This window comes from Streptomyces sp. MCA2 (genome assembly GCF_023544705.1).
GTDB classification, from domain to species: Bacteria; Actinomycetota; Actinomycetes; order Streptomycetales; family Streptomycetaceae; genus Streptomyces; species Streptomyces decoyicus.
The window spans coordinates 52,387-74,359 of sequence record NZ_JAMJFM010000006.1; the positions used below are offsets into that span (position 1 = coordinate 52,387).

Consider the following 21,973-nt stretch of genomic DNA (forward strand, 5'->3'; position numbering starts at 1 on the left):
GGGGAGGGCAGCCGCGCACGCCGAGGGAGGGCGAGCCGGGGCACGACGCCGGGCGGGCGGATCCGGATCTGCGGGAGATCCCCGTGAGAGGTGCGGGAGAGCGACCCGGCATACGGGGGTAGGAACCGCGGCCCGCGGGATAGACATCCGGCATGCCCATGACCGAGTCCCCCTCCCACTCCTCCCACCCCGGTTCCGCGGCGAAGAGCGCGATACCCGGCCCGGCCGGTCTGCCCGTGGTCGGCTCGATGCTCGACCTCCGGCGCGACTCCCTCGGCACGTTCCTGAACGCCCGGCGTGCGCACGGCGATGTGGTCCGTCTGGAGGCCGGCCCGCCCGGTCTGCGCAGTGTGTTCCACGCCGTCTTCGCGCCCGAGGGCGTGCAGCAGATCCTCGCCTCCCAGGCCACCAACTTCCGTAAGGACCACCCGCTCTACGAGGAGGTCCGGCAGGCCTTCGGCAACGGCCTGCTCACCAGCCAGGACACCGACTACCTCAGGCAGCGGCGGCTGGTGCAGCCGCTGTTCACCAAGCGCCGCGTCGACAGTTATGCGGCGGCCGTGACGACCGAGGCCGACACCCTCGTCGACCGCTGGCGGACCGCGGACGCGCACACCGTCGACCTGATCCCCGAAATGAACCGGCTGGCGCTGCGCACCGTCGCCCGGATCCTGTTCGGCCTCGACGCGGGGGCGGCGGAGGACGCCTTCCACCGGTGCGCCCCGGTCATCAACGCCTATGTCGTGCGGCGTGCCTATGTGCCCGTGAAGGTCCCGCGGGACTGGCCCACCCCCGGCAACCGGCGCGCCCGCGCCGCCACCGACGAGCTGAACGCGCTGTGCGACCGCATCATCGCGGACCGGCGGGCGGCAGGCAGCACGGCGGGAGAGGCGGCGGACGAGGGCGACGACCTGCTCTCCCTGCTGGCCGCGGCCGGCAACGACGAGGACGGTTCGCTCGACGCGACCGAGGTCCGCGAACAGGTCCTGATCTTCCTGCTGGCGGGGCACGAGACCACCGCGACCTCCCTGGCCTTCACCCTCCACCTCCTCGCCCGGCACCCCGAGGAGCAGACGAGGGTCCGCGAGGAGATCGACCGGGTGCTGGGGGACCGCACGCCCACGGCCGCGGATCTGGACCGTCTGCCGTATCTGACGCAGGCGCTCAAGGAGTCGATGCGCCTGTATCCGGCGGCACCGGTCGTCAGCCGGCGGGCCGTGGAGGCCACGGAGATCGGCGGATTCCGTATCCCGGCCGGCGCCGATGTGGTCGTCGCGCCCTGGGTCACCCACCGCAACCCGGATCTGTGGGAGGACCCGGAACGCTTCGATCCGCAGCGCTTCGCACCCGAGCGGGAGGCCGGGCGGCACCGCTACGCGTGGTTCCCGTTCGGCGGCGGTCCGCGGGCCTGCATCGGGCAGCACTTCTCGATGCTGGAGTCCGTACTGGCGCTGGCCATGGTGCTCCGTGCATACGAACTCGACGCCGTGGACCAGGAGGTGCCGGTCGCCGCCGGCATCACCCTCCAGGCGACCGGCCCGGCCCGCGTCCGCCTGCGCCCGCGCGACGGGGCGGGGGAGTAGGAACCGGGGGCGCCGCACCCACCGCACGGCCGAAAACGCAAACGCAACGAAAATAGCGTTTGCGTTTCGGCGGCGTCCCCCGTATCGTCGTTCTCGGTCCCATTGCCGCCGATCGGAGAAGGCCGTTGCTCGTCTGAGGTCCTGAGACACCGCGCCCGCGACGGTGATTCGTTCTGCGCTTCCGGTATCCGGAGCGGCGAATCATGCCTCGCGCGGCCCGTCCGTGACCTCGGCGTACGTACGGCGTACCCGACGCACCCCGCGTTCCGGCGACGCGGTGTCTCCCAGCGCATTCCCCGCACTCCCACCGCGCCCAGGAGACCCCTTGTCAAAGTCACCCACCTCCGCATCCTCCGCGGCCATCGTCTGCACCGGCCTCGGCTTCACCTGGCCCGACGGCAGCCCCGTCCTGGAGGACTTCCCGCTGACCGTCGGCCCCGGCCGTACGGGCCTCATCGGTCTCAACGGGGCCGGAAAGTCCACCCTGTTGAAGCTCATCGCGGGCGAACTGACCCCGACGGCGGGAAGCATCAAGGTCGCCGGCGAGGTCGGCTACCTCCCCCAGCACGCCCCGCTCGACACCGAGCTGCGGGTGGACGAGGCGCTCGGCATCGCCGCGGCGCGCGCCGCCCTGCACGCCATCGAGGGCGGCGACGCGCGCGAGGAGCACTTCACCGTCATCGGCGACGACTGGGACGTCGAGGAGCGCGCCCGCGCCACCCTCGACCAGCTCGGACTGCCCGGCCTCGCGCTCGACCGCACCATCGGCGAGGTGTCCGGGGGCGAGTCCGTTCTGCTGCGGCTGGCGGCCCTGCTGCTGCGCCGGCCGGACGTCCTGCTGCTCGACGAGCCCACCAACAACCTCGACCGGGCGGCCCGGCAGCGGCTGTACACCGCGGTCTCCGGCTGGAGCGGCGTTCTCGTCGTGGTCAGCCACGACCGTGAACTCCTCGAACTCGTCGACCGGATCGCCGACCTACGCGACGGAGAGATCCACTGGTGCGGCGGCAACTTCAGCGCCTACGAACACGCCCTGGCCGTCGAACAGGAGGCGGCCGAGCGGATGGTGCGGGCCGCCGAGGCCGACGTACAGCGCCAGAAGCGCGAACTGGCGGACGCACACACCAAGTTGGCCCGCCGGGTCCGCTACGGCAACAAGATGAACGCCACCAAGCGCGAGCCGAAGATCGTCATGAACGAGCGCAAGAGGGAGGCCCAGGTATCGGCGGGAAAGCACCGCATCATGCACACCGAACGCCTCAAGGAGGCCAGGGAGCGCCTCGACGAGGCGGTCGAAGCGGTCCGGGACGACGACGAGATCCGCATCGACCTGCCGCACACCGCCGTACCGCCGGGCCGGACCGTCCTCACCCTGCACGCCCTTCGGGCCCGCTACGGCGCCCGTGCCGACCTGGAGGTGCGCGGCCCCGAACGGATCGCGCTGACCGGCCGCAACGGCTCCGGCAAGACCACCCTGCTGCGGACCGTCGCCGGTGAGATCCCACCGCAGGACGGCACGGCGCGGACCCATGTCCCCTACCGCTTCCTGCCGCAGCGGCTGGAGGTGCTCGACCCCGCGCTGACCGTGGTCGAGAACGTCGCCCGCTTCGCCCCGGACGCCACCAACAACCGCATCCGGGCCCGGCTCGCCCGCTTCCTGTTCAAGGGCGCCCGAGCCGACCAGCAGGCCGGCACGCTCTCCGGCGGTGAACGCTTCCGCGCCTCGCTCGCCGCGCTGATGCTGGCCGAGCCGGCCCCGCAGCTGCTGATGCTCGACGAACCGACGAACAACCTCGACATCGCGTCGGTCCGCCGGCTCGTCACGGCCCTGGAGTCCTACGAGGGCGCGCTCCTCGTCGTCAGCCACGACCTGGCATTCCTCCGGGACATCGGCATCACCCGGTGGATGGCGCTGGAGGACGGTGAACTGACCGACATCGCACCGCTGTAGACCGGTGGGGCGGGGGACACGCCCCCGCCCCACCACCGGCAGCGGTTCAGCCCTGCGGAGCGCCGGACTGCCGCACCCGGGCACCCGCGCCGTACAGCTCCAGCGTCTCCCCGCACTGCGAGTGCAGCGGCACCGGCAGCTCATGGGGAGCGAACCACGCGAGCGCATCGAACTTGTGCGGCTCGCCGATCTTCACCTCGTCCGGCTCCACCCGTACGGCGAAGACCACCGCGACCCAGTGCGAGTCGACCGGATCGCCGCGCAGCACATTGCGCACCCCGATCTGCTCGATACCGAGCGGGCGCACGCCGTACTCCTCGTGCACCTCCCGTGCCACGGCGGTCTCGAAGGACTCACCGAACTCCAGCGCCCCCGCACCGCAGTCCCAGGTCCCCGGCTCGTCCCTGGCCCCCGCACTCCGCCGCGCCAACAGCACCCGCCCCGCGCCGTCATGGCACACGAAGACACAGGACACCTTGGGCCCCCTGGCTGTCATCTCCCTCACCCCTCTCAGAAGTGCCGCAGCAACTCACCGAACGCCGACAGTCGCAGTACCTTCTTGTCGTCGGGGTCGAGCTCGCTGTGCTCCAGGACCCAGGTGTGGTCGTGCGGGATGAACACCGCGTTCAGGCCGGCCGAACGGGCCGGCAGGATGTCCGACTTGGGGGAGTTCCCGATCATCCATGCCGAGGCCGGCACCAGGTCGTAGGCGCGGGTGAGGTCCTCGTAGGTGGCGGTGTTCTTCTCCGCCACGATGTGGACGCCCCGGAAGTACCGGGCCAGCCCGGAGGCCGTCACCTTCCGCTGCTGCTCCTCGGTGTCGCCCTTGGTCAGCAGCAGCAGATCGTGCCGCCGGGCCAGCTCGGCCAGGGTCTCGGCCACCCCGGGCATCAGCTCCACCGTGCCCCCGTCGAAGGCCGCCGCCCACCCGGAGATCCGCGCCGACTCCTCGGCCGTCGCGGCCCGCCCCCGCAGCCGCGCCACGCACTCCCCGAGGCTGTGCAGAAACACCTTGCTGCCGTACCCGAGGGTCACCGCGTTCGCCGCTTCGATCCCGTCGAGCACGGCCCGCACCCCGGACCGGTCATCTCCCGGCGGGGTCATCCACTCCAGGAACTCGTCGATGACCCGCTCGAAGACCACGTTGTTCTCCCACAACGTGTCATCCGCATCGAAGATCAGCATCCGCCGGCCAGCCCCTCTCGCACTCCGTCGACCCGCGCACCCTACGCAGGCCGGGCGGCCGTCCGCGACGGGAATTTCCGCGGGGGAGGGGAGCCGGGGAGCGGTGGTCGGACCGGCCCTCACCACCACCGCAGGTACGACAGCAGCCGCAGGATCTCCAAGTAGAGCCACACCAGGGTCATCGTCAGCCCGAAGGCCACGTACCAGGCCCAGCGGTGCGAGGCGCCGGACCGCAGAAAGCGGTCGGCGGCCTCGAACTCCAGCAGCAGGAAGTAGGACGCGGCGGCGATCGCCACCACGCTCACGGCGATCGCCAGGCCGCCGCCGTCCCGCAGGCCGAGGTCCGCGCCGAACACCCACGACGCCACCAGATCCGCCAGGAACAGCACCAGCAGCCCGCACGCCGTACCGACCGCCCAGCGGGTCGCCTTCGCGCTGACCCGCACCACCCGTGTGTGATACGCCGCCAGCATGCCGGCGAAGATGCAGCCGGTACCGATGACGGCCCGGGTGCCGACGCCCGGGTACAGCGTGTCGAAGAACTGCGTCGCCTCGCCGAGCACCACCCCTTGAGCCGTCGCGTAGAGGAGGGCCAGTGCGGCGCTGGGCCGGGGCTTCAGGGCCAGGAAGATCCCGAGGCCCAGTCCGGCCAGGAGCGCGGGCAGGGCGAGGAACCCGAGCTCCAGATAGACGGTGAGGAAGGCGCTCGCCGTGAGGACGCCGAAGACGGCCAGGGTCTTGATGACGATGTCGTCGAGGGTGATCGGACGGTCCGTGGCCGCGGCCCTGACCGCACCGCCGCTCGGGCTCGGGCCGGCCGGCGCCACCGCACCGTCCAGCGTCAGCAGGTTACGGATCGCAGGGTTGCTCGTCGTGGGCACCGGCCCTCCCGGCGGATCGGATGTCACACAGTGGGTGGCGAGGGGTGTGCACGACGGCGTGCGCGCGCCGCCGCAACGGCGCCGCGCCGGTGCTCAACTCCTCGTGGTGACAGCATAGTTGCGGAGGGTGTCAATCCGCCCCTGACCGGCTCACTCCACCTCCACGACCCGCCGTGTGCGGGGCACGCTCTCCCGCAGCGCACGGGTCACCTCCGGCGTCGCGGCGAAAGTGGTGTCCCCGCCGGGCGGCGCCGCGTACGGCAGCGACGTGCCCAGATGATCGCGCCATGGCGCGGGCACGGCGACCGGCTGGCGGATCCCGGTCAGCACCACGCACTGCACCGCCTCGGCGCCGTGGTGCTGCAACGCGGACCGCAGCCGGCCCGGCAGGCCCAGGCGTTGCGGCACCGCCGTGCGGAGCAGCCGCTCGCCCAGGCTGTCGCCCTGCGTCGAGAGGTCACTGCCGCGCAGCCGGCGGACCGTGTCGCGCAGGGCGGGGTAGTGCTCCGGCAGCACCCCACGGCAGCGCAGCACGACCAGGGGGTGCGACGCCCCCTCCACCTCGCAGGCGATGTCGAACGACATCCGCCGCTTCAGGAAGCCGTAGCGGACCTCGTTGATCACCTCCAGATGCTCGTCCGGCTTCGGCCTGCCCGTCTCCGGGGGCGGCTGGCTGTGCAGGCCCTCGAACTGCTCGGCGACCGTCACGGAGCCGGTGAACAGCCGCCGCATGCCCACGGCCACCGCATGGTGCTCGTACAGCTCCAGCCAGGCGGGCAGCCGGCTGACGCTGGTGAGATCGGGCGCCAGCCGCGCGGCCTCCTCGGCGTGTTCCAGCGCGTCCCCGCGCAACTGCTCGCTGAGCAGGCCGATCCGCCGGCGCAGCTCGATCAGCGCCAGTGCGTCGAACTGCGCCGAACCGTCCGCGTCCGGCCGCCCGCCGACGCCTTCCAGTACGCCCGCGAGGATCTGGGTCGGCGCGGCGTCGGCGGACCATCCGCGCCGCCGGGCGAGCTCGGTGAGCCGGTCCAGTGCGGACGGGGTCAGCCAGGCCCGCCCCTCGACGAAACCGCCCCAGTCGCGGGACTCCAGACCGTGCCGGGCGGCGAGCCGCGGCAGCCGGGCCAGCAGCGCCAGCAGCAGCAACTCGGCGTCGTCGATGCCGTCCTGGTGCTGCCCCGTCTCGCGCAGCGCCTGGGCGAGCTGATGCGCGTCGAAGAGGGTGGCGAACACATCGGACTCCGGGCACCGGAGGATCTTCGCGAGCAGCGGCTGGGCGGTGGGGCCGACCAGCAGATGCAGATGCCGTCCGGTGAACACGGCCGGCAGCTCCGGTGGCGTGAAGGCGGCCCGGATACGGGCGGCCAGCTCCGCCAGCCGGCTCTCGGCCTCGCTGAACCGGCCGATCCGGTGCAGCAGATCATGCGCGGCGAAGTTCCCCAGCGCCTCCTCGGCCGCCGCCATCGCGCGCTCCGAGGTCCGCACCATCCACACGACATACAGCTCGTTGTCCATGCCTCATCTCCCCGCCACCCGGCCGTAGCGCGGGGGTTCCTGCCCGGAGAGCACCTCGAAGAGCTCCTCGGCCTCACCCCGCGATCCCCCGACGTACGGCCCCACAAGAATCTCCTCCAGCGCCCGGCCCAGCTTGGCCAGCGCCGTATCGACGGCCTCCTGCTCCTCGGCGAGCTCCTCACCGGCCTCGTCCAGCTGACGGGCCAGCCGGGCGTTCTCCACCGCACGACGGAAGAGCCACACCGCGTACTCCCGCTCGGCGCTCACCTTGTGCAGCGGGTCCCCCTTGCAGCCGGCCCGGGCCCGCGGCAGGCCCTGGAACAGCCGCCGGATGCCCTTGTCCAGACCGGCCTCCGGCAGGGCCTCCAGCCAGGCCCGGGTGAACTCCTCGTCGGTGCTGCCCGCTTCGTCCAGGGCCCGCAGCGCCGCATCGGGAAGTCCGGGCATCTGGTGGCCGAGCAGACCGGGGATCTCGCGCGGCTCCAGCCGCGCGGCGCGGCACTCCACGATCGCCCGCAGCAGCCAGACCCTGGTCTGCCACTGCGGCTCGGTACGGATCCCGTCCAGGCACTCCAGAGCGGTCAGGAACGCCTCCGAACGCATCGCCATCAGCGCCCGGTCCATCCCTTCGCCGAGCGAGGTGTGGCGTTCCGCGGTCCGCAGCGCGGTCTCGATCTCGTCCGCCTCGGTGGCGGCGGGCCCGGTCGGCTGGAGGGCCTCGATCATCCGGCGGGCGATACCGTGCGGCTGCGCCCGCAGCGCGTCGAGGAACCGGCCGCTGAACTCCTCCTCGGCGCCGGGCTCCTCGGCCAGCCGGGCGAGGCCGTCCCAGAGCGCCTGCGCGGTGGGCCCGGCGGCGTCGGACGGGGCGGGCTCGGCGTGGTCGGTGGCGTCCCGCACCACCAGCACGCCGCGCTCGGCATCGGCGAGCACCGCGGACCGGGCGGTGTCCACCAGGGTGTACGGGTGGCTGAACAACAGCGCCGCGTCCTCCGCGGTCGGCGGCAGATAGCGGCTGATCAGCACCGTGTGCGGGGTGAAGACATCCGACTCCGCGATGCCGTACCGGCGCAGTGCGCACCGCCACTCGAACCACAGCATCGGCGCGGCCTCCTTGCACCAGGCGCGGAAGGCCCGTTCGGTGGCCGGGCTCTCGTCCGGCGCGACGCCCCGTAAGGCGGCATCGAGGAACCGTCCGGCGGCCACCTGCCGCGCCGGCGCATGCGGCCGGTGCACCGCCGTCTCCAACTGCTCGACCAGCTCGGCCATCCGCCGGGCCCACTTCTCCCGCATGGAGATCAGCTGCGGGACATTGACCTCGTAGTACTGCTCGGTCTCCCGCTCCTCGGGCTCGGTCAGCCGGATCGTCCGGCCGGTCGGCTCGTCGAACCGCTCCACCAGCAGCACCGTCGCCGGCCACAGCGCCCGCCGCTCCGCCGCGTTCGCCCGGTTGAAGGCCGCCAGATCGGCCGTCAGCTGCCTGATCTCCGCCTCCAGCTGGTCCAGGCGCAGCCGTGCGTCCATGGTCAGCCGCTGGGAGAGCACCCGCTGATGGGCCTGCTCGACGCCCAGATAGGCGTCCGTGGTGAACAGGTCCGGGCTGAACTCCAGCCCCACGGTGGCCCCGTGCCCCTTGACCGTACGGAGATACGGCTGAAGCGACACCAGCGCGTCGTCCGGCGCGCGCGGCGCCCGCAGGAACGCCCGGTCCGTCTCGCCCGCCGCCCGGTCCGCGAGCGCCCGCAACCCCTGGGCGTACGTCACCAGATCCGCATACGCGATATCCGCGACCTCCACCAGGCTGGTCTCGTGCGCCAGCGACCGCAGCAGCCCGACGAAGTCACGCAGCGCCCCGCGGGCCGTCGACGACGCGCCGTCCGCCACCGTCACCGACCGCGCACCGAAGGCCGACGGAAGGTCGAGCGAGGGCTGTTTGCCGGACAGCCCGGCCGTCACCCGGATCAGCCCGACGCCGATATGGTCCCCGACGAAGTCACCGCTGTCCGGGTCGCTCAGGCCGTTGACCCGCAGACAAGTCGTGAGCGCCGCCTGCACCACCTGCTGCCGGATCTCGGGAATGCCCTCGCCGACCACCAGCACTTCCACGGGGCCCTGTTCGTCCCCCGCCACCCACGCCCGCAGCAGCGACGAGGGCAGCGCGGCGCGCACCTGCGGCGCGAGCGCCGCCTTCGGCCCCCACGCCGGTGGCGCGGGAAACAGCGGCCCGCACTCCGCGGACTCCCGGGCCCGCCGGGCACACCGTGCGACCGGGCCGTCGTCGGCCCCGAGGTCGCCGCCGGGGACCTGTAGCCCCAGCGCGCGGGCGTGCAGCACCAGCGCGAGATCGTCCTCGGTGTCCCCGAACAGCAGCTCGTCCGGGCACATCCGGAGCCAGTACTGCCACAGCCGTCTCACCAGACGCTTCGGCACGGCCGGCCGGCTGTCCCGGAACTGCCGGCCGACCCGCTCGGCCTCCTTGGTGGTCCAGGTGTACGGCAACCGCTTCAGCAGCTCATCGACGTCGTCCCCCCGCATGGATCTCCTCTCGTCGTCACCTGTCGCCGGCACACCGGAATCCGACGTTCCCGCGGCACTCGACCGGTGACCGTGGCGACAGTTCCTCCCGCAGCCGCGCCGCGGGAGTGTCGTACGCCCCGCCGCGCAGCACCGGTGCACCCGTGTCGTCCACGCAGATGTCCCAGACGTTACCGAGCAGATCGCCGATGTTGTACGGGTTCGGTGGGAATTCCCCGACCGGGGCCAACGCCGCATGACTGCCACGGAAGTTGACCCGGCCCGCGGCGATGTCCTCACGCCACCACTCCCCGGCCCGCCCGGCCCGTGCCGCCAGCGCCCACTCCGTCACGGTCGGCAGCCGCAGCGCGGCCCCCAGCCGGCGGCCCGCCCAGGCCGTGTAGGCACGGGCGGCGGGAAAGCTCACCGCCACCACGGGATGGCCGCCGCGCCCCACCGGAAAGTCCAGGCCGTGCCAGCCGCGCAGATAGTTGTCGTCCACGTGCGTGCCCGCCGCCCGCGCGGCCTCCGGGCGCCAGTGCGCGTTGTCCGGATCGACGAGGAACGCACGGAACTGGGCGTGCGTCACCGGATACCGGCCCAGCCGCACCGTCGTGGTCTCCGTCAGCGCCACCGTTGCCAGCTCCGGCCATGAAGGCGCTTCCTCGTCCGGCAGCTCCACCGGGGGCAACGGTGCCGTACGGCATGCCGGGGCCCCGGCACGCCGCTCGGCCGCCCGCGGCGCCGCGGCCTCCGGCGGACCGCCCCCGCCGGAGCACGGAGCGTCCGTGCCCGCCCCCGCCTCCCCGGCACGATTACGGAACAGACAGATCTGCCCGGCGGAGTTGCGGTTGCTCTGCTGGGGCAGCGGCCGGGACTTCGCGACCAGCGCCGCGGTCAGCTCCTCGAAGAGCGCCGACATGCTCAGCAGCGCAGGCCGCCCCGGCACCCCCGTGTCCAGCAGACGGATCAGCTCACCGGTGAACGCGGTATAGGTCTCTCCGGGCGGGGCCAGCGCCTGACGTGTCGCCGCGGTGGCGGTCAGCACGAAGGCGCCCTCGACGGCGACCCCGGGCACGAGGTCCCCGCCGTGCATGAGACCGCCCAGCGCCAGGCCGCTCCAGCAGCAGTCCAGCACGACCACCTTGCGCCGGGCCGAGGGGCGCCCGCCCGCCGGGGAGAGCAGGATCGAGCGCAGCTCCTCGTAACGCAGCGCCGTGTGCGGCCGGTCCGGGTGCGACCCGGGCAGCGCGAGGTGGAGCTCCCCTGACTGCGGGTGGACCAGGCCATGGCCCGCGTAATACAGCACCATGGTGTCGGTCGCCTCGGCGGCGGCGTCGAACACCGTGTCCAGAACCGTCTGCCGGGACGGCTGCCGCAGTACGCTGCACCGCTCGTCCGCCAGCCCCCAGACCGCCGGATCACCCAGCAACTCCCGCAGCCGGCCGATGTTGTTCGCCACCGCGGGGATGTCGTCCAGCTCCGTATACGCATCCGTACCGATCAGAACGGCACGGGAACGGGACGGGTCGGACAGCGCTCCCGCCAACGCACTAGCCCTGCCGGCCCGGCCGGTCCGCCGGCGCCGCGCCGCCCTCACCGCGCCCGGCCTCCGGGGCGCCGCCCGCGCCACTCCCCGCCTCCGGGGCGCCGCCCTCGCCGAGCGCCCGCAGCACCCGCGCGACGGCCTCGGGATCCCCGCCGTCGACCGTCACCCTGACCCCCGCGCGTTCGATGTGGACGCGCTCGGCGCGCGGCCGGGTGCTGCGCCAGCTCGCCACCGCCACCACCAGCGAGGCCAGCTGCACCCCACTGTCGAACACCGCCTCGACGGCCTCCAGGACCGGCCCCATGGGCCCGGGCGCCTCGGCCCGCCGCACCGGCGACAGCCCGGCTCCCGCGAGCACCTCGGGATCACCGCTCAGCCACGTGTACAGCGACTGCGCCGCCTCACCGGTCTCCGTATCCTGCTCGACCCCGATCCGTACGCGCACCGCCGCCCCCGCCGCCGTCCGTGAACCCGTCCGAGCGGCCAGCATAAGTGGCCCCCCACACCCAGGGGGTGTCTTTGGGATCAGGCCTTACGAGCCCGCCCTGACCCGAAAGACACCCCCAGGCCCCACGATCACGCCATCGGGCCCCGGTCCCACCCCGCCAGCCGCCGCCCGCTCTCGAACCGCCGGGTCCGTCCGTCCACCGGATCGGTGAACTCCAGTACCTTCGCGAGCAGTTGGAGCGGCGCGGTGAAGTCGTCGGGGGCCGGGTCCCCGACGACCGGATAGACCGGATCGTTGAGGATCGGCAGCCCGAGGCCGTTCATATGAACCCGCAGCTGGTGGGTGCGGCCGGTGGCGGGCAGCAGCCGGTAGCGCCCGAGCCCGCCCCGCCGTTCGGCCAGCTCGATCCGGCTCTCCGCGTTCGGCGCCCCGGCCTCCTCGCGCGCGGCCATCACCCCGCGCTCCTTCACGATCCGGCTGCGCACGGTCACCGGCAGCGCCACCTTCCCGTCGTACGGCGCCACCGCCTCGTACTCCTTGCGCACCTGCCGGCCACCGAACAGACCCTGGTACGCGCCCCGGTCCCCGGGCCGTACGACGAACAGCGCCAGCCCCGCCGTCAGCCGGTCGAGCCGGTGCGCGGGCTGAAGCGCGGGCAGCGACAGATCGCGCCGCAGCCGGGCCAGCGCGGTCTCGGTGATGTGCCGCCCGCGCGGAGTCGTGGCGAGGAAGTGCGGTTTGTCGGCGATCACGATCCGCTCGTCACGATGGACGATCCGCACCTCGAACGGCACCGGCACCTCCGGCGCGAAGTCCCGGTGGAACCAGACATACCGCCCCGGCTCGTACGGCTCACCCCCGCTCAGCGCCCCGCCCGTCCCGACGAACCGCCCGGCACCCAGCATCGCGTCCACCCGCTGCGCCCCGATCGCCCCCTGGAACCGGTCCACCAGATGATCCCGGACCGTCCCCCACGCCCCGTCCGGATCGGCGGGCAGCCGCACCCGTACGGGATCGATCCCGTCACGCTGGGGCAGCGGTGCGGGAGGAAGGGGGGATCTGCGTCTCACCCGGCAAGAAAACCCCAGCTCGGCCGCGCCGCGCAATGCGCGGGCCGGGCCGCGGCACCCGGCCCGCGCGCACGAGAGAGCGTGGAGTGATCACCGACACAGCTGAGGTCCGGCACCCCGGCTGCCGCACACCGCCCGCGACAGGAAACGCAAAAGGTGCCGGCTGAAGCTCAGCCGGCACCTTTTGCGGTGATGGTGTCCGAGGGGGGACTTGAACCCCCACGCCCGATAAAGGGCACTAGCACCTCAAGCTAGCGCGTCTGCCATTCCGCCACCCGGACAAGGTGTCTGCCGGTAGGGCCTGGGCCGTTCCGACGTGGAAAACAATAGCAAACCTTCGCGGGTGGTCGATCACCCGCACATTCGGCCGGATGCGGGGCTGTGACCAGGGCGTGTCGGGAGTATTGCGGCCTTGGGCACAGCGGGTGCCGGGTGGAGGATGGCGAGGGACCCCGCCGCGGGCCGTGCTCCCCCGGGGTGCACGACGCGGCCGTGAAGCCAGAGGAGGCACTGTGAGTCAGCTCCGCGAGCGAACCATGGAGAGGTGGGTGCCCTGCGAATGCGGGGCCGGGCGAAGCGAGGTTTCGGCATGAGTGAGTCACAGTCGGCCCGTACGGTCACCGGCGAGGACGAGGTCGTCGACCTGTGCCGGGATCTGATCAGGATGGACACCAGCAACTACGGCGATCACTCCGGCCCGGGAGAACGGGCCGCCGCCGAGTACGTCGCGGAGAAGCTCGCCGAGGTCGGACTCGAGCCGCAGATCTTCGAGTCCCACAAGGGCCGCGCCTCGACCGTCGCCCGCATCGAGGGCGAGGACCGCTCGCGGCCCGGACTGCTGATCCACGGGCACACCGACGTCGTGCCGGCCAACGCCGACGACTGGACCCACCACCCCTTCTCCGGTGAGATCGCCGACGGCTGCCTCTGGGGCCGGGGCGCGGTCGACATGAAGGACATGGACGCGATGACGCTGGCCGTCGTCCGCGACCGGCTGCGCAGCGGCCGCAAGCCGCCGCGCGACATCGTGCTGGCGTTCCTCGCGGACGAGGAGGCGGGCGGCACGTACGGCGCGCGCTACCTCGTCGACCACCACCCGCACCTCTTCGAGGGCGTCACGGAGGCGATCAGCGAGGTCGGCGGCTTCTCCTTCACCGTCAACGAGCAGGTGCGGCTCTACCTCATCGAGACGGCCCAGAAGGGCATGCACTGGATGAAGCTGACCGTGGACGGCAACGCCGGACACGGTTCGATGATCCACAAGGACAACGCCATCACCGAACTGTCCGAGGCGGTCGGGCGGTTGGGCCGGCACGAGTTCCCGGTACGGGTGACCAAGACGCTGCGGTCCTTCCTCGACCAGCTCGGGGACGCGCTGGGCACCGAGCTCGACCCGGAGGACATGGACGCCACGCTGGCCAAGCTCGGCGGTATCGCCAAGCTGATCGGCGCCTCGCTCAAGAACACCGCCAACCCCACGCAGCTGGGCGCCGGCTACAAGGTCAACGTCATCCCGGGGCAGGCCACCGCGCATGTCGACGGCCGTTTCCTGCCGGGCCACGAGGAGGAGTTCCTGGCCGACCTGGACCGGATCCTGGGCCCCCGCGTCAAGCGCGAGGACGTCCACGCGGACAAGGCGCTGGAGACCACCTTCGACGGTGCGCTGGTCGACGCGATGCAGTCGGCGCTACAGGCCGAGGACCCGATCGCACGCGCCGTGCCGTACATGCTCTCCGCCGGCACGGATGCCAAGTCCTTCGACGACCTCGGGATCCGCGGATTCGGGTTCGCCCCGCTGAAGTTGCCGCCGGAGCTGGACTTCGCAGGGATGTTCCATGGTGTGGACGAGCGGGTGCCGGTGGACGGACTGAAGTTCGGGGTGCGGGTGCTCGATCGGTTCATCGACCAGAGCTGAATTCGGCGCGGATTTCCTGCCTTTCGCGCCGCCTTCGCTGAAAAGAGTGAACGGGCCGATGTGTTCGTAGCTTCAACAGCATTTTCTTCGTTGCAGTGAGTGCGGTCCGCGGCTGGGATCGTATTGCCTACAAGGAGGAATAATGATCAAGAAGATCGTCGCCGCTGCGGCAGTTGCCGGTGGTGTCGTGCTCGCCGGTGCGGGCCTGGCCGTTGCCGACTCGGGTGCCCAGGGCGCGTCCCTGAACTCCGCTGGTGTGGTTTCCGGTAACACCATCCAGGTGCCGGTCCACGTTCCGGTGAACGCCTGTGGCAACACGGTCTCCGTGATCGGGCTGCTGAACCCCGCGTTCGGTGCGGGCTGCGTCAACAAGTGACCTTCCGGCGTCCTTTGGCGTTGTATTTGCATCCGTAAGGGTCTGACTCAGCTCGGCTCCGGAAGGCGTGCCATGCATTCCGGAGCCGCTGGGTATTCGGCGGGCGGGTGGATCTTTCCACGCCACTTGTCCGTATTCCTGTAAGGCACTAGGCAGGGGAACAACCTATGAGACAGGTCGCACGAAAGGGCCTGATCACCATGGCGGCCGCCAGTGGCGTACTCGCCCTGGCCGCCGGCTATGCACAGGCCGACGCGGGAGCCGCCGGAGGCGCGGCAAACTCGCCCGGCGTGGGATCCGGCAACAATGTTCAGGTACCGGTTCACGTTCCGGTGAACGCCTGCGGCAACACCGTCAATGTGGTGGGGCTGCTGAACCCGGCGTTCGGCAACCGCTGCGCCAACGTCGGCGGCGGCGGGCACCAGGCCGGTCACCACCACCAGGGCGGGCACACGGGTGCCGGCGCCGCCGGCAGCACCTCGCACTCTCCGGGTGTCGTGTCGGGCAACAATGTCCAGGCTCCGGTCGACGTACCGGTGAATGCCTGCGGCAACAATGTCTCGGGAGGCGGGCTGCTGAACCCGGCCTTCGGCAACCACTGCGCCAACGGGTCGTCGCACACCCCGGCCAGGCCGCACCACCCGGGGAAGCCGCATCACCCGGGCAAGCCCCACCACCCGGGGAAGCCGCACCACCCGAGCACGCCGCACCAGCCCGGCAAGCCCCACCAGCCGGGCAACCCGAGCCAGCAGACCCCGCACAAGCCGGGTACGAAGCCGCAGACCGGGGGGCACAGCCAGCAGGTGACGCCCGCCAAGCCCGTCGGGCATCTCGCACAGACCGGTGCGGGGTCGATCGGCTATGCGGTCCCGGCCAGCGCCGGAATGCTGCTCGGGGGCGCCCTGCTCTACCGCAAGGCGCGCGCCGCACGCCGGTGATCAGCAGCAGTTAGCGCACTGGCGCTCCATGGAGCGGGCCCTGCCGAGAGCGGGGCCCGCTCTGCCGTGTTCAGACGCGGGTGGCGCTCACCAGGTGGCGCGGAGCTGGCGGATGATCCGGCGGCGCAGCCGCACCTTGCGGCTGCCGTCCGGGTTCAGGCGCAGTCGGTCCAACTCCCAGTGTCCGTACTCGGCATGGTCGGTCAGCAGGCGTGTGGCGGCCTTCCGGGAGACCCCCCGGGGCACATACACATCGCAGAATTCGTATTCCGGCATCGCATCTATTGTGCGGGACCGGCCCCGGTACGGATAGCGTCTGCACTATGTCTGATGCTGCGCAGCCTTCCGCTGCCGAGGTACGTGCCGCCGCCGAGGCGGTCAAAGCCGCGCTGGACCGTCACCTCGACGCGGTCGAACGCCGCTCGGGGCAGGATGACCCGGCCGTCTACGCCGCGTTCGACGAGCTCGCCGCGGCGGCTGAGGTCTACGACGAGTTGCTGTACGACACCTACGACGAGGTCACCCCCTTCGAGATCCCCGGGAACGACGCGCTGCCCGCCTACGCGGGCCCGGAGGAACCGAGCGCGCTGAGCGTGCTGATCCGGCGCGATTACACCGTCGCCGAACCGCAGCGGCTGCTGCACCAGGCCCAGCGCATCGCCGATCTTGATCCGGACGCCGCCGACGAGGCGGCGGGCAGCGCGGCCGATGCCGCCGCCGTCGTCGGCACCAGCGTGCATGCCGCGCTCGGTGTGCTCTTCGGGGAGTTCGAACCGGACGAGATCGCCTCCCGGCACAAGGAATTCGGCCTGGAGGAGGGCGACTCCACCCTGTGGGTGGCGGCCGCCGACGACCCGGCCGAGCCGGGGGAGTGGCTGTCCGCGCCGTTCGACCAGGCAGACCCGCAGCGGGTGGTGTGCCGCTTCGACGTCAGCGCGGTCTTCGACGAGGAGCTGGGCGACGACGACATGCTGGAGCCGCTCGACCACGAGCGGTGAGGGCGCCCCGGGGTGTGCTCCTGCCCCGCCGTCGCCGCACCCTGATCGCGTACGCCGCTGTCCCGGCCCGTCAGCAGAAACCTGCCGACGGCCGGGGCAGCGGCCTTTTGCTGTGTGAGCGGGGGAGCGGGTGGGGCGGGCTCAGCCGGCCGCCGAGGGCTCCTCGGCGCTCTGCACGCTCTGCTGGAGCAGGGTGCGCAGCCGGGTGGTGCGCTCCTTGACGGGCACCTCGGCGACCGCACGGGGCAGCGCCTGGTCGGCGCCCTGCACGACCGACAGATGCTGCTCGCCACGGCTGAAGGCCGTGTAGACCCAGGCGCGGGTCAGACCGCCGGCGGCGTCCCCGGGAAGTACGACCACCGCGGCGGGCCAGCGCGCCCCGGCCGCCTGATGCGCGGTGAGCGCCCAGCCGTGGCGTACGGCTCCCGCGGCGACCTGCTCGCGAGGCACCACGGTCGCGGAGCCGTCGCAGTCGAGATGGAGTCCGGCCGCGTCCGCGCCGGTGACCGTGCCGGGGACCGTGCGGCCGGGTGCCGGGGCGTAGGCCACGCGGTCGCCGGGGTCGAAGCCGCCGAACCGGCCGGGGCCGGGGTTGAGCCGCTCCTTGAGGGCGGCGTTGAGCGCGCGGGTGCCGGCCGCGCCGCCGTGGCCGACCGTGATGACCTGCGTCCGGTCCGCGGGGACACCGAGCGCCCGGGGCACGGAGTCGGCGACCAGCTGGACGGTGCGGTGCACCGCCTCGCCGGGATCCCGCACCGGGACGATCACCACTTCCTTGCCGGGCGCCTCGACCTGGCTCAGCTCACCGATGCCGATGCCCGACACCAGCTCGCCGATCGGGCCGAAGTCCGGGGTACGCGAGGTGATCTGAGGGCAGAAGCGGGCCGCGAGCAGATCGGCGAACAGCCGGCCCGGACCGGCGGACCACAGGACGGCCGGGTCGCCGCTGAGCACCAGGCGGGTCCCGTCGGTCAGTGACTCGACGAGCAGCGCGGCGGTCTCCAGATCCAGTTGCGGGGCGTCCAGCACGACCAGCAGATCGAGCGCGAGCGCCCCGTCCGCGTCCCGGCCCGGTCCCTGCTGCCCGGACAGCAGGCCGGAGACGGTCACCGCGGCCGTGCCGGGATCCGTGGAGCCGGCGGCAGCGGCGTCCGGTGCGCTCGCGGTGAGGTACGCGGCCAGGCGCCGGCGGCCGTTCTCGGTGTGCGTGGCGCCGAACGCCCGCAGTCCCAGCGAGCGGGCCACGGCGATCAGCGCGGCGGGTTCGGCGCGGGCCGCCTCGGCGCCGGTGTGTGCCACCAGACCGCTGTGTGCGACGGCGCGGATGAGCTCCGCGGCCGACGGTGACGGGGCGGCGGCCGCCGCGGCCTCCCAGGCGGCGGCGGAGGGGCGGACGGGCCGGTGCGGGGTGTCCTCGGCGTCGGCGAGGGCATCGGCGGTTCCGGCCTCGGAGGCGGGGGCGGCGGCGCTCTCGGCGGACGGGTCGCCGTCGGCGGCTGCCGGCTGCGCACCGTCCGATCCGTCGCCGGGCTCCTCGGCCTCCGCCGCCGTGTCCTGCTCCGGCTCCGCCACCGCTTCGAAGGTGTTCAGCAGCCGGGCCAGCCCGTCCGCGACGCTCTCCTCGGCCATCGCGAACCGGTCCAGGCCGAGCAGGATCCGGACCGGCTGCTCCTCCTCGTCGTCACCCGCGGCGGGACGGGCGCGGCCCGGCTCCTCGATCGCGTCCTGGAAGACCAGCACGGCGCCGTCCGCGATGGCGGTCTGGAGGGCCTCGTCGGGGTCGGGCACTGAGCGCTGGGCGAGCGCCGCACGCAGCGCCGCGGCCTCCAGGGCGGAGTGCCCGGCCACGGCGGCCTGCTCCAGCAGCCAGCCGACCAGCGCCTGGGCGCGCCGCTCGTCGCCCGGCCCGCAGGCGGCGCCGAGCAGCGCCCGGGCAAAGCCGTCGGCCTGCTCGGGGCGTACCCCGGGCACGCCGAGCAACTGCCAGGGGTCCTCGCTCACTGCCTCGGCCGCCCGCTCCCCGAGCGCCTCAGCGGCCGGCCCGGCCAGCGTCTCCGGGGCGCCGCCCGCCGCGAGGACCTGCCGTACGCCCTCGATCCCGGGGGCCGTGGTCATGGCGGGGCGGGCGGCGGGGGCCGGACCGGCGGGGGCGGCCGCACCGGCCGGGTTCACGGCGCCGCCGTCCACGACGGGAGGACGGGCCGGACCGCCGGCCTCCTCCGCGGTGCGCGGCCGGGCCACCTCCGGGGCCGGGCCCGTGGGTCCGCCCTGCGGGGTGCCGGCGCCGCCGTCCCGGGCGTCCTTGGGGGAAGGGGCGGCGGGCGCGGCCGGTCTGGCGGAGCGCGGGGCGTCGTTGAAGAACGAAGCGGCCGCGCGCTCGCCGCTCTCCACGGCCCGCACGGCCGCCGCCAGCGCGTCCGCGGTCGCCTTGGCCGACGCGGACACCGAAGGCCGCTGCGCCGCACCGGAGTCCGGGGTCCCGGCCTCGTCTCCGGCTGCCGCGGGCGCCGGCTCGCTCACCGTCGCGTCCCCGCCCGGAGTCGCGGAGCCGTCCGGAGTCGTTGCGTCCTCGCGCGGGTTCGCGGAGTCTTCGGGCGTCGTTGCGTCCGCGTCCGGGTTCGCGGAGTCTTCGGGCGTCGTTGCGTCCTCGCCCGGGTTCGCGGAGTGCTCCGGAGTCGTTGCGTCCTCGCTCGGGTCCGCGGAGGCTTCGGGCGCCGACGCGTCCGCGCCCGGCGCCGTGGTGTCCTCGGGTGTCTGGGCATCCGCAGTCCCGGGCGCGGCCTCCTGCTCGGGCGGGGTTTCGCCGGCGAGGCGGTCGGTACTCACAGCGTGCTCCAGTCGTGATCGGGGTAGTGGTGCACCGGAGCCGATACATCGTCCAGCGCCCGGCGGATCTCGTCAGGAAGACTAAGGGTCTCCACTGACAATGCGGCTCTGAGCTGCTGCGCTGTGCGGGCGCCCAGGATCGGTGCGGTGACTCCTGGGCGGTCGCGTACCCAGGAGAGCGCGACCTGGAGCGGGGTGACGGCCAGTCCGTCGGCGGCGGTGCTGACCGCTTCGACGACCCGGCCCGCCGTCTCGTCGAGATAGGGCGCGACGAACGCCGCCAGATGCTCCGAGGCGCCCCGCGAGTCAGCCGGAGTGGCATGGCGGTATTTGGCGGTCAGCACGCCGCGGCCGAGCGGCGACGACGGCAGCAGACCGATGCCGAGATCGACCGCCGCGGGCAGCACCTCCCGCTCGATGCCGCGCTGGAGCAGGGAGTACTCCATCTGTGTGCTCGCCAGCCGGTTGCGCACACCGGGCGCCGCGAGCTGCCAGGTGCCCGCCTTGGCGAGCTGCCAGCCGGAGAAGTTCGACAGCCCCACATAGCGCGCCCGGCCGCTGGTGACGGCGAGGTCGAGGGCGTGCAGGGTCTCCTCCAGCGGTGTGTGCGGATCAAAGGCGTGCAGCTGCCACAGGTCGATGTAGTCGGTGCCCAGCCGTGACAGGGAGGCGTCCAGGGCGGCCAGGAGATGGCGCCGGGAGCCGTCGACGCGGCGGTCCGCCTCCAGGACGCTGCCGGCCTTGGTCGCGATCACCAGGTCCTCGCGCGGAACGAGCCCCTCCATCAGCCGGCCCAGGAGGTACTCGGCACCGCCGTCGGCGTAGATGTCGGCGGTGTCCACGAGGTTGCCGCCGGCCTCCCAGAACGCCTTGAGCTGGTCGGCGGCTTCCTGCTCGTCCGTGTCGCGGGCCCAGTTCAGGGTGCCGAGCCCGAGACGGGACACGCGAAGACCCGTACGGCCGAGGTGCCTTTGCTCCATGGGCCTTGAGATTACTGGGCATGAGCCGGGAACAGGGGACCTGTGGACAACCCGCCGATGACGACCGGCGGGGGTGCGCGCTACAGTCCCCGCAACAGCGACGTTACTGATGGGTAAGGGGAGCGGCATGAGGCTTGGCATCAACCTCGGCTACTGGGGCGCCGGGATGGACTCCGACAATCTCGCGGTGGCACAGGAGGCCGACCGCCTCGGCTACTCCGTCTGCTGGGCCGCGGAGGCCTATGGCTCCGACGCCGCCACCGTGCTCTCCTGGGTCGCGGCCCAGACCGAGCGCATCGACATCGGTTCGGCGATCTTCCAGATCCCAGCGCGTGCGCCCGCGATGACCGCGATGACGGCCGCGACCCTGGACTCGCTCTCCGGCGGCCGCTTCCGGCTCGGCCTGGGCGTCTCGGGGCCGCAGGTCTCCGAGGGCTGGTACGGCGTCAAGTTCGACAAGCCGCTGGCGCGCACCCGCGAGTACGTGGACATCGTCCGCAAGGCCATGACGCGCGAGCGGCTGTCCTACCAGGGCGAGCACTGGACGCTGCCGCTGCCCGACGGCCCCGGCAAGCCGCTGAAGCTCACCGTCCACCCGCAGCGCGAGCACATCCCGCTCTACATCGCCGCGATCGGCCCGAAGAACCTCCAGCAGACCGGCGAGATCGCCGACGGCGCGCTGCTGATCTTCCCCTCGGCCGAGCACCTGGAGGAGACCGCGATCTCGCACCTCCGGGCCGGCCGGGAGAAGGCGGGCAAGACGCTGGAGGGCTTCGACGTCTGTCCGACGCTGCCGCTGGCCGTCGGCGCGGACAAGGACGTCAGCGCGCTGGCCGACATGTTCCGTCCGTACACCGCCCTGTACGTCGGCGGTATGGGCAGCCCGAAGCAGAACTTCTACAACCAGCTCGCCCAGCGCATGGGCTACGAGAAGGAAGCCGCCGAGATCCAGGGCAAGTACCTGTCCGGCGACAAGGAAGGTGCCGCCGCGACGATCCCGGAGCGGCTCATCGACCAGACCACGCTGCTCGGTTCCGTGGAGCGGATCGCCGAGCGGATGCAGGCCTACGCGGCGGCCGGAGTGACAACCCTGACGCTGGCCCCGGCGGGCTTCACCCTCGAAGACCGCCTGGCGTCGCTGCGGGCCGGTACCGAGGCCCTGGAGCACGCCGGTCTGGCGTAGGGCCGCTGGTTCGGATCAGGCCGGGCTCGTGTGCCTGATCCGAACGAAAGAGCCTGGGGCA

18 protein-coding genes and 1 tRNA gene are annotated in these 21,973 nt (G+C 72.6%); 7 read left to right on the top strand and 12 right to left on the bottom strand.

What is annotated here, in order from left to right; translation table 11 throughout:
• Positions 1-158: 158 nt before the first annotated feature.
• Entirely contained in the window at positions 159-1,583 is a 1,425-nt protein-coding gene (locus M8I34_RS06710; RefSeq protein WP_374210867.1) for a cytochrome P450, read from the top strand.
• Positions 1,584-1,908: 325 nt separating this feature from the next.
• A complete protein-coding gene (locus tag M8I34_RS06715) occupies positions 1,909-3,534 on the top strand; it encodes an ABC-F family ATP-binding cassette domain-containing protein (protein ID WP_250048344.1) in 1,626 nt (541 codons plus the stop codon).
• Positions 3,535-3,580: 46 nt separating this feature from the next.
• Here M8I34_RS06715 and M8I34_RS06720 read toward each other — a convergent pair whose 3' ends face one another.
• The 9 genes from M8I34_RS06720 to M8I34_RS06760 all read right to left on the bottom strand — a co-directional run bounded on the left by M8I34_RS06720 (position 3,581) and on the right by M8I34_RS06760 (position 12,977).
• Positions 3,581-4,030 (bottom strand): NUDIX hydrolase, encoded by a 450-nt coding sequence (locus M8I34_RS06720; RefSeq protein WP_250048346.1) that lies wholly within the window; start codon positions 4,028-4,030, stop codon positions 3,581-3,583.
• 14 nt (positions 4,031-4,044) lie between these two features.
• The gene (locus M8I34_RS06725) at positions 4,045-4,719 is read right to left on the bottom strand and encodes an HAD family hydrolase (protein WP_250048348.1); all 675 of its coding nucleotides are present in this window, start codon (positions 4,717-4,719) and stop codon (positions 4,045-4,047) included.
• A gap of 119 nt (positions 4,720-4,838) precedes the next feature.
• Positions 4,839-5,600: a Bax inhibitor-1/YccA family protein gene (locus M8I34_RS06730; RefSeq protein WP_250048349.1), complete on the bottom strand. Its 762-nt coding sequence runs from the start codon at positions 5,598-5,600 to the stop codon at positions 4,839-4,841.
• A gap of 150 nt (positions 5,601-5,750) precedes the next feature.
• A complete protein-coding gene (locus M8I34_RS06735) occupies positions 5,751-7,115 on the bottom strand; it encodes a hypothetical protein (RefSeq protein ID WP_250048351.1) in 1,365 nt (454 codons plus the stop codon).
• A 3-nt stretch (positions 7,116-7,118) separates the two neighbouring features.
• On the bottom strand, positions 7,119-9,650 hold the full coding sequence (locus tag M8I34_RS06740; RefSeq protein WP_250048353.1) for a hypothetical protein: 2,532 nt from the start codon (positions 9,648-9,650) through the stop codon (positions 7,119-7,121).
• Between the two features lie 16 nt (positions 9,651-9,666).
• Positions 9,667-11,178, bottom strand: a complete 1,512-nt coding sequence (locus M8I34_RS06745; protein ID WP_250048357.1) for an SUMF1/EgtB/PvdO family nonheme iron enzyme — start codon at positions 11,176-11,178, stop codon at positions 9,667-9,669.
• A 4-nt stretch (positions 11,179-11,182) separates the two neighbouring features.
• Positions 11,183-11,668 (bottom strand): hypothetical protein, encoded by a 486-nt coding sequence (locus M8I34_RS06750; protein WP_250048359.1) that lies wholly within the window; start codon positions 11,666-11,668, stop codon positions 11,183-11,185.
• A gap of 86 nt (positions 11,669-11,754) precedes the next feature.
• Positions 11,755-12,696: a pseudouridine synthase gene (locus M8I34_RS06755; protein WP_250048360.1), complete on the bottom strand. Its 942-nt coding sequence runs from the start codon at positions 12,694-12,696 to the stop codon at positions 11,755-11,757.
• A gap of 193 nt (positions 12,697-12,889) precedes the next feature.
• A tRNA-Leu gene (locus tag M8I34_RS06760) sits at positions 12,890-12,977 on the bottom strand.
• A gap of 308 nt (positions 12,978-13,285) precedes the next feature.
• On the opposite strand from M8I34_RS06760, the gene M8I34_RS06765 reads away from it, so the two are divergent.
• The 3 genes from M8I34_RS06765 (at position 13,286) to M8I34_RS06775 (ending at position 15,925) form a co-directional block, all read left to right on the top strand.
• Entirely contained in the window at positions 13,286-14,611 is a 1,326-nt protein-coding gene (locus M8I34_RS06765; protein WP_244415815.1) for a M20/M25/M40 family metallo-hydrolase, read from the top strand.
• Between the two features lie 142 nt (positions 14,612-14,753).
• Positions 14,754-14,987: a chaplin gene (locus tag M8I34_RS06770; RefSeq protein WP_030990319.1), complete on the top strand. Its 234-nt coding sequence runs from the start codon at positions 14,754-14,756 to the stop codon at positions 14,985-14,987.
• Positions 14,988-15,154: 167 nt separating this feature from the next.
• Positions 15,155-15,925 carry a chaplin gene (locus M8I34_RS06775; protein ID WP_250048362.1) on the top strand — a complete coding sequence of 257 codons (771 nt, stop codon included), beginning with the start codon at positions 15,155-15,157 and terminating at the stop codon, positions 15,923-15,925.
• Between the two features lie 87 nt (positions 15,926-16,012).
• Here M8I34_RS06775 and M8I34_RS06780 read toward each other — a convergent pair whose 3' ends face one another.
• Positions 16,013-16,201 carry a DUF5703 family protein gene (locus M8I34_RS06780; RefSeq protein WP_006607658.1) on the bottom strand — a complete coding sequence of 63 codons (189 nt, stop codon included), beginning with the start codon at positions 16,199-16,201 and terminating at the stop codon, positions 16,013-16,015.
• 47 nt (positions 16,202-16,248) lie between these two features.
• Here M8I34_RS06780 and M8I34_RS06785 point away from each other — a divergent pair, with 47 nt between their 5' ends.
• Complete coding sequence (locus M8I34_RS06785) at positions 16,249-16,923, top strand: hypothetical protein (RefSeq protein ID WP_244415817.1); 675 nt, start codon at positions 16,249-16,251, stop codon at positions 16,921-16,923.
• Between the two features lie 141 nt (positions 16,924-17,064).
• Here the strand turns inward: M8I34_RS06785 and M8I34_RS06790 are convergent, their stop codons facing one another.
• Together M8I34_RS06790 and M8I34_RS06795 are read right to left on the bottom strand one after the other, a co-directional pair.
• On the bottom strand, positions 17,065-19,749 hold the full coding sequence (locus M8I34_RS06790) for a helix-hairpin-helix domain-containing protein (RefSeq protein WP_250048363.1): 2,685 nt from the start codon (positions 19,747-19,749) through the stop codon (positions 17,065-17,067).
• On the bottom strand, positions 19,746-20,729 hold the full coding sequence (locus M8I34_RS06795; protein ID WP_250048364.1) for an aldo/keto reductase: 984 nt from the start codon (positions 20,727-20,729) through the stop codon (positions 19,746-19,748). Before M8I34_RS06795 ends, M8I34_RS06790 begins: the two co-directional genes overlap by 4 nt.
• A 127-nt stretch (positions 20,730-20,856) precedes the next feature.
• Here M8I34_RS06795 and M8I34_RS06800 point away from each other — a divergent pair, with 127 nt between their 5' ends.
• Positions 20,857-21,912, top strand: a complete 1,056-nt coding sequence (locus M8I34_RS06800) for an LLM class F420-dependent oxidoreductase (RefSeq protein WP_250048365.1) — start codon at positions 20,857-20,859, stop codon at positions 21,910-21,912.
• Positions 21,913-21,973: the final 61 nt, after the last annotated feature.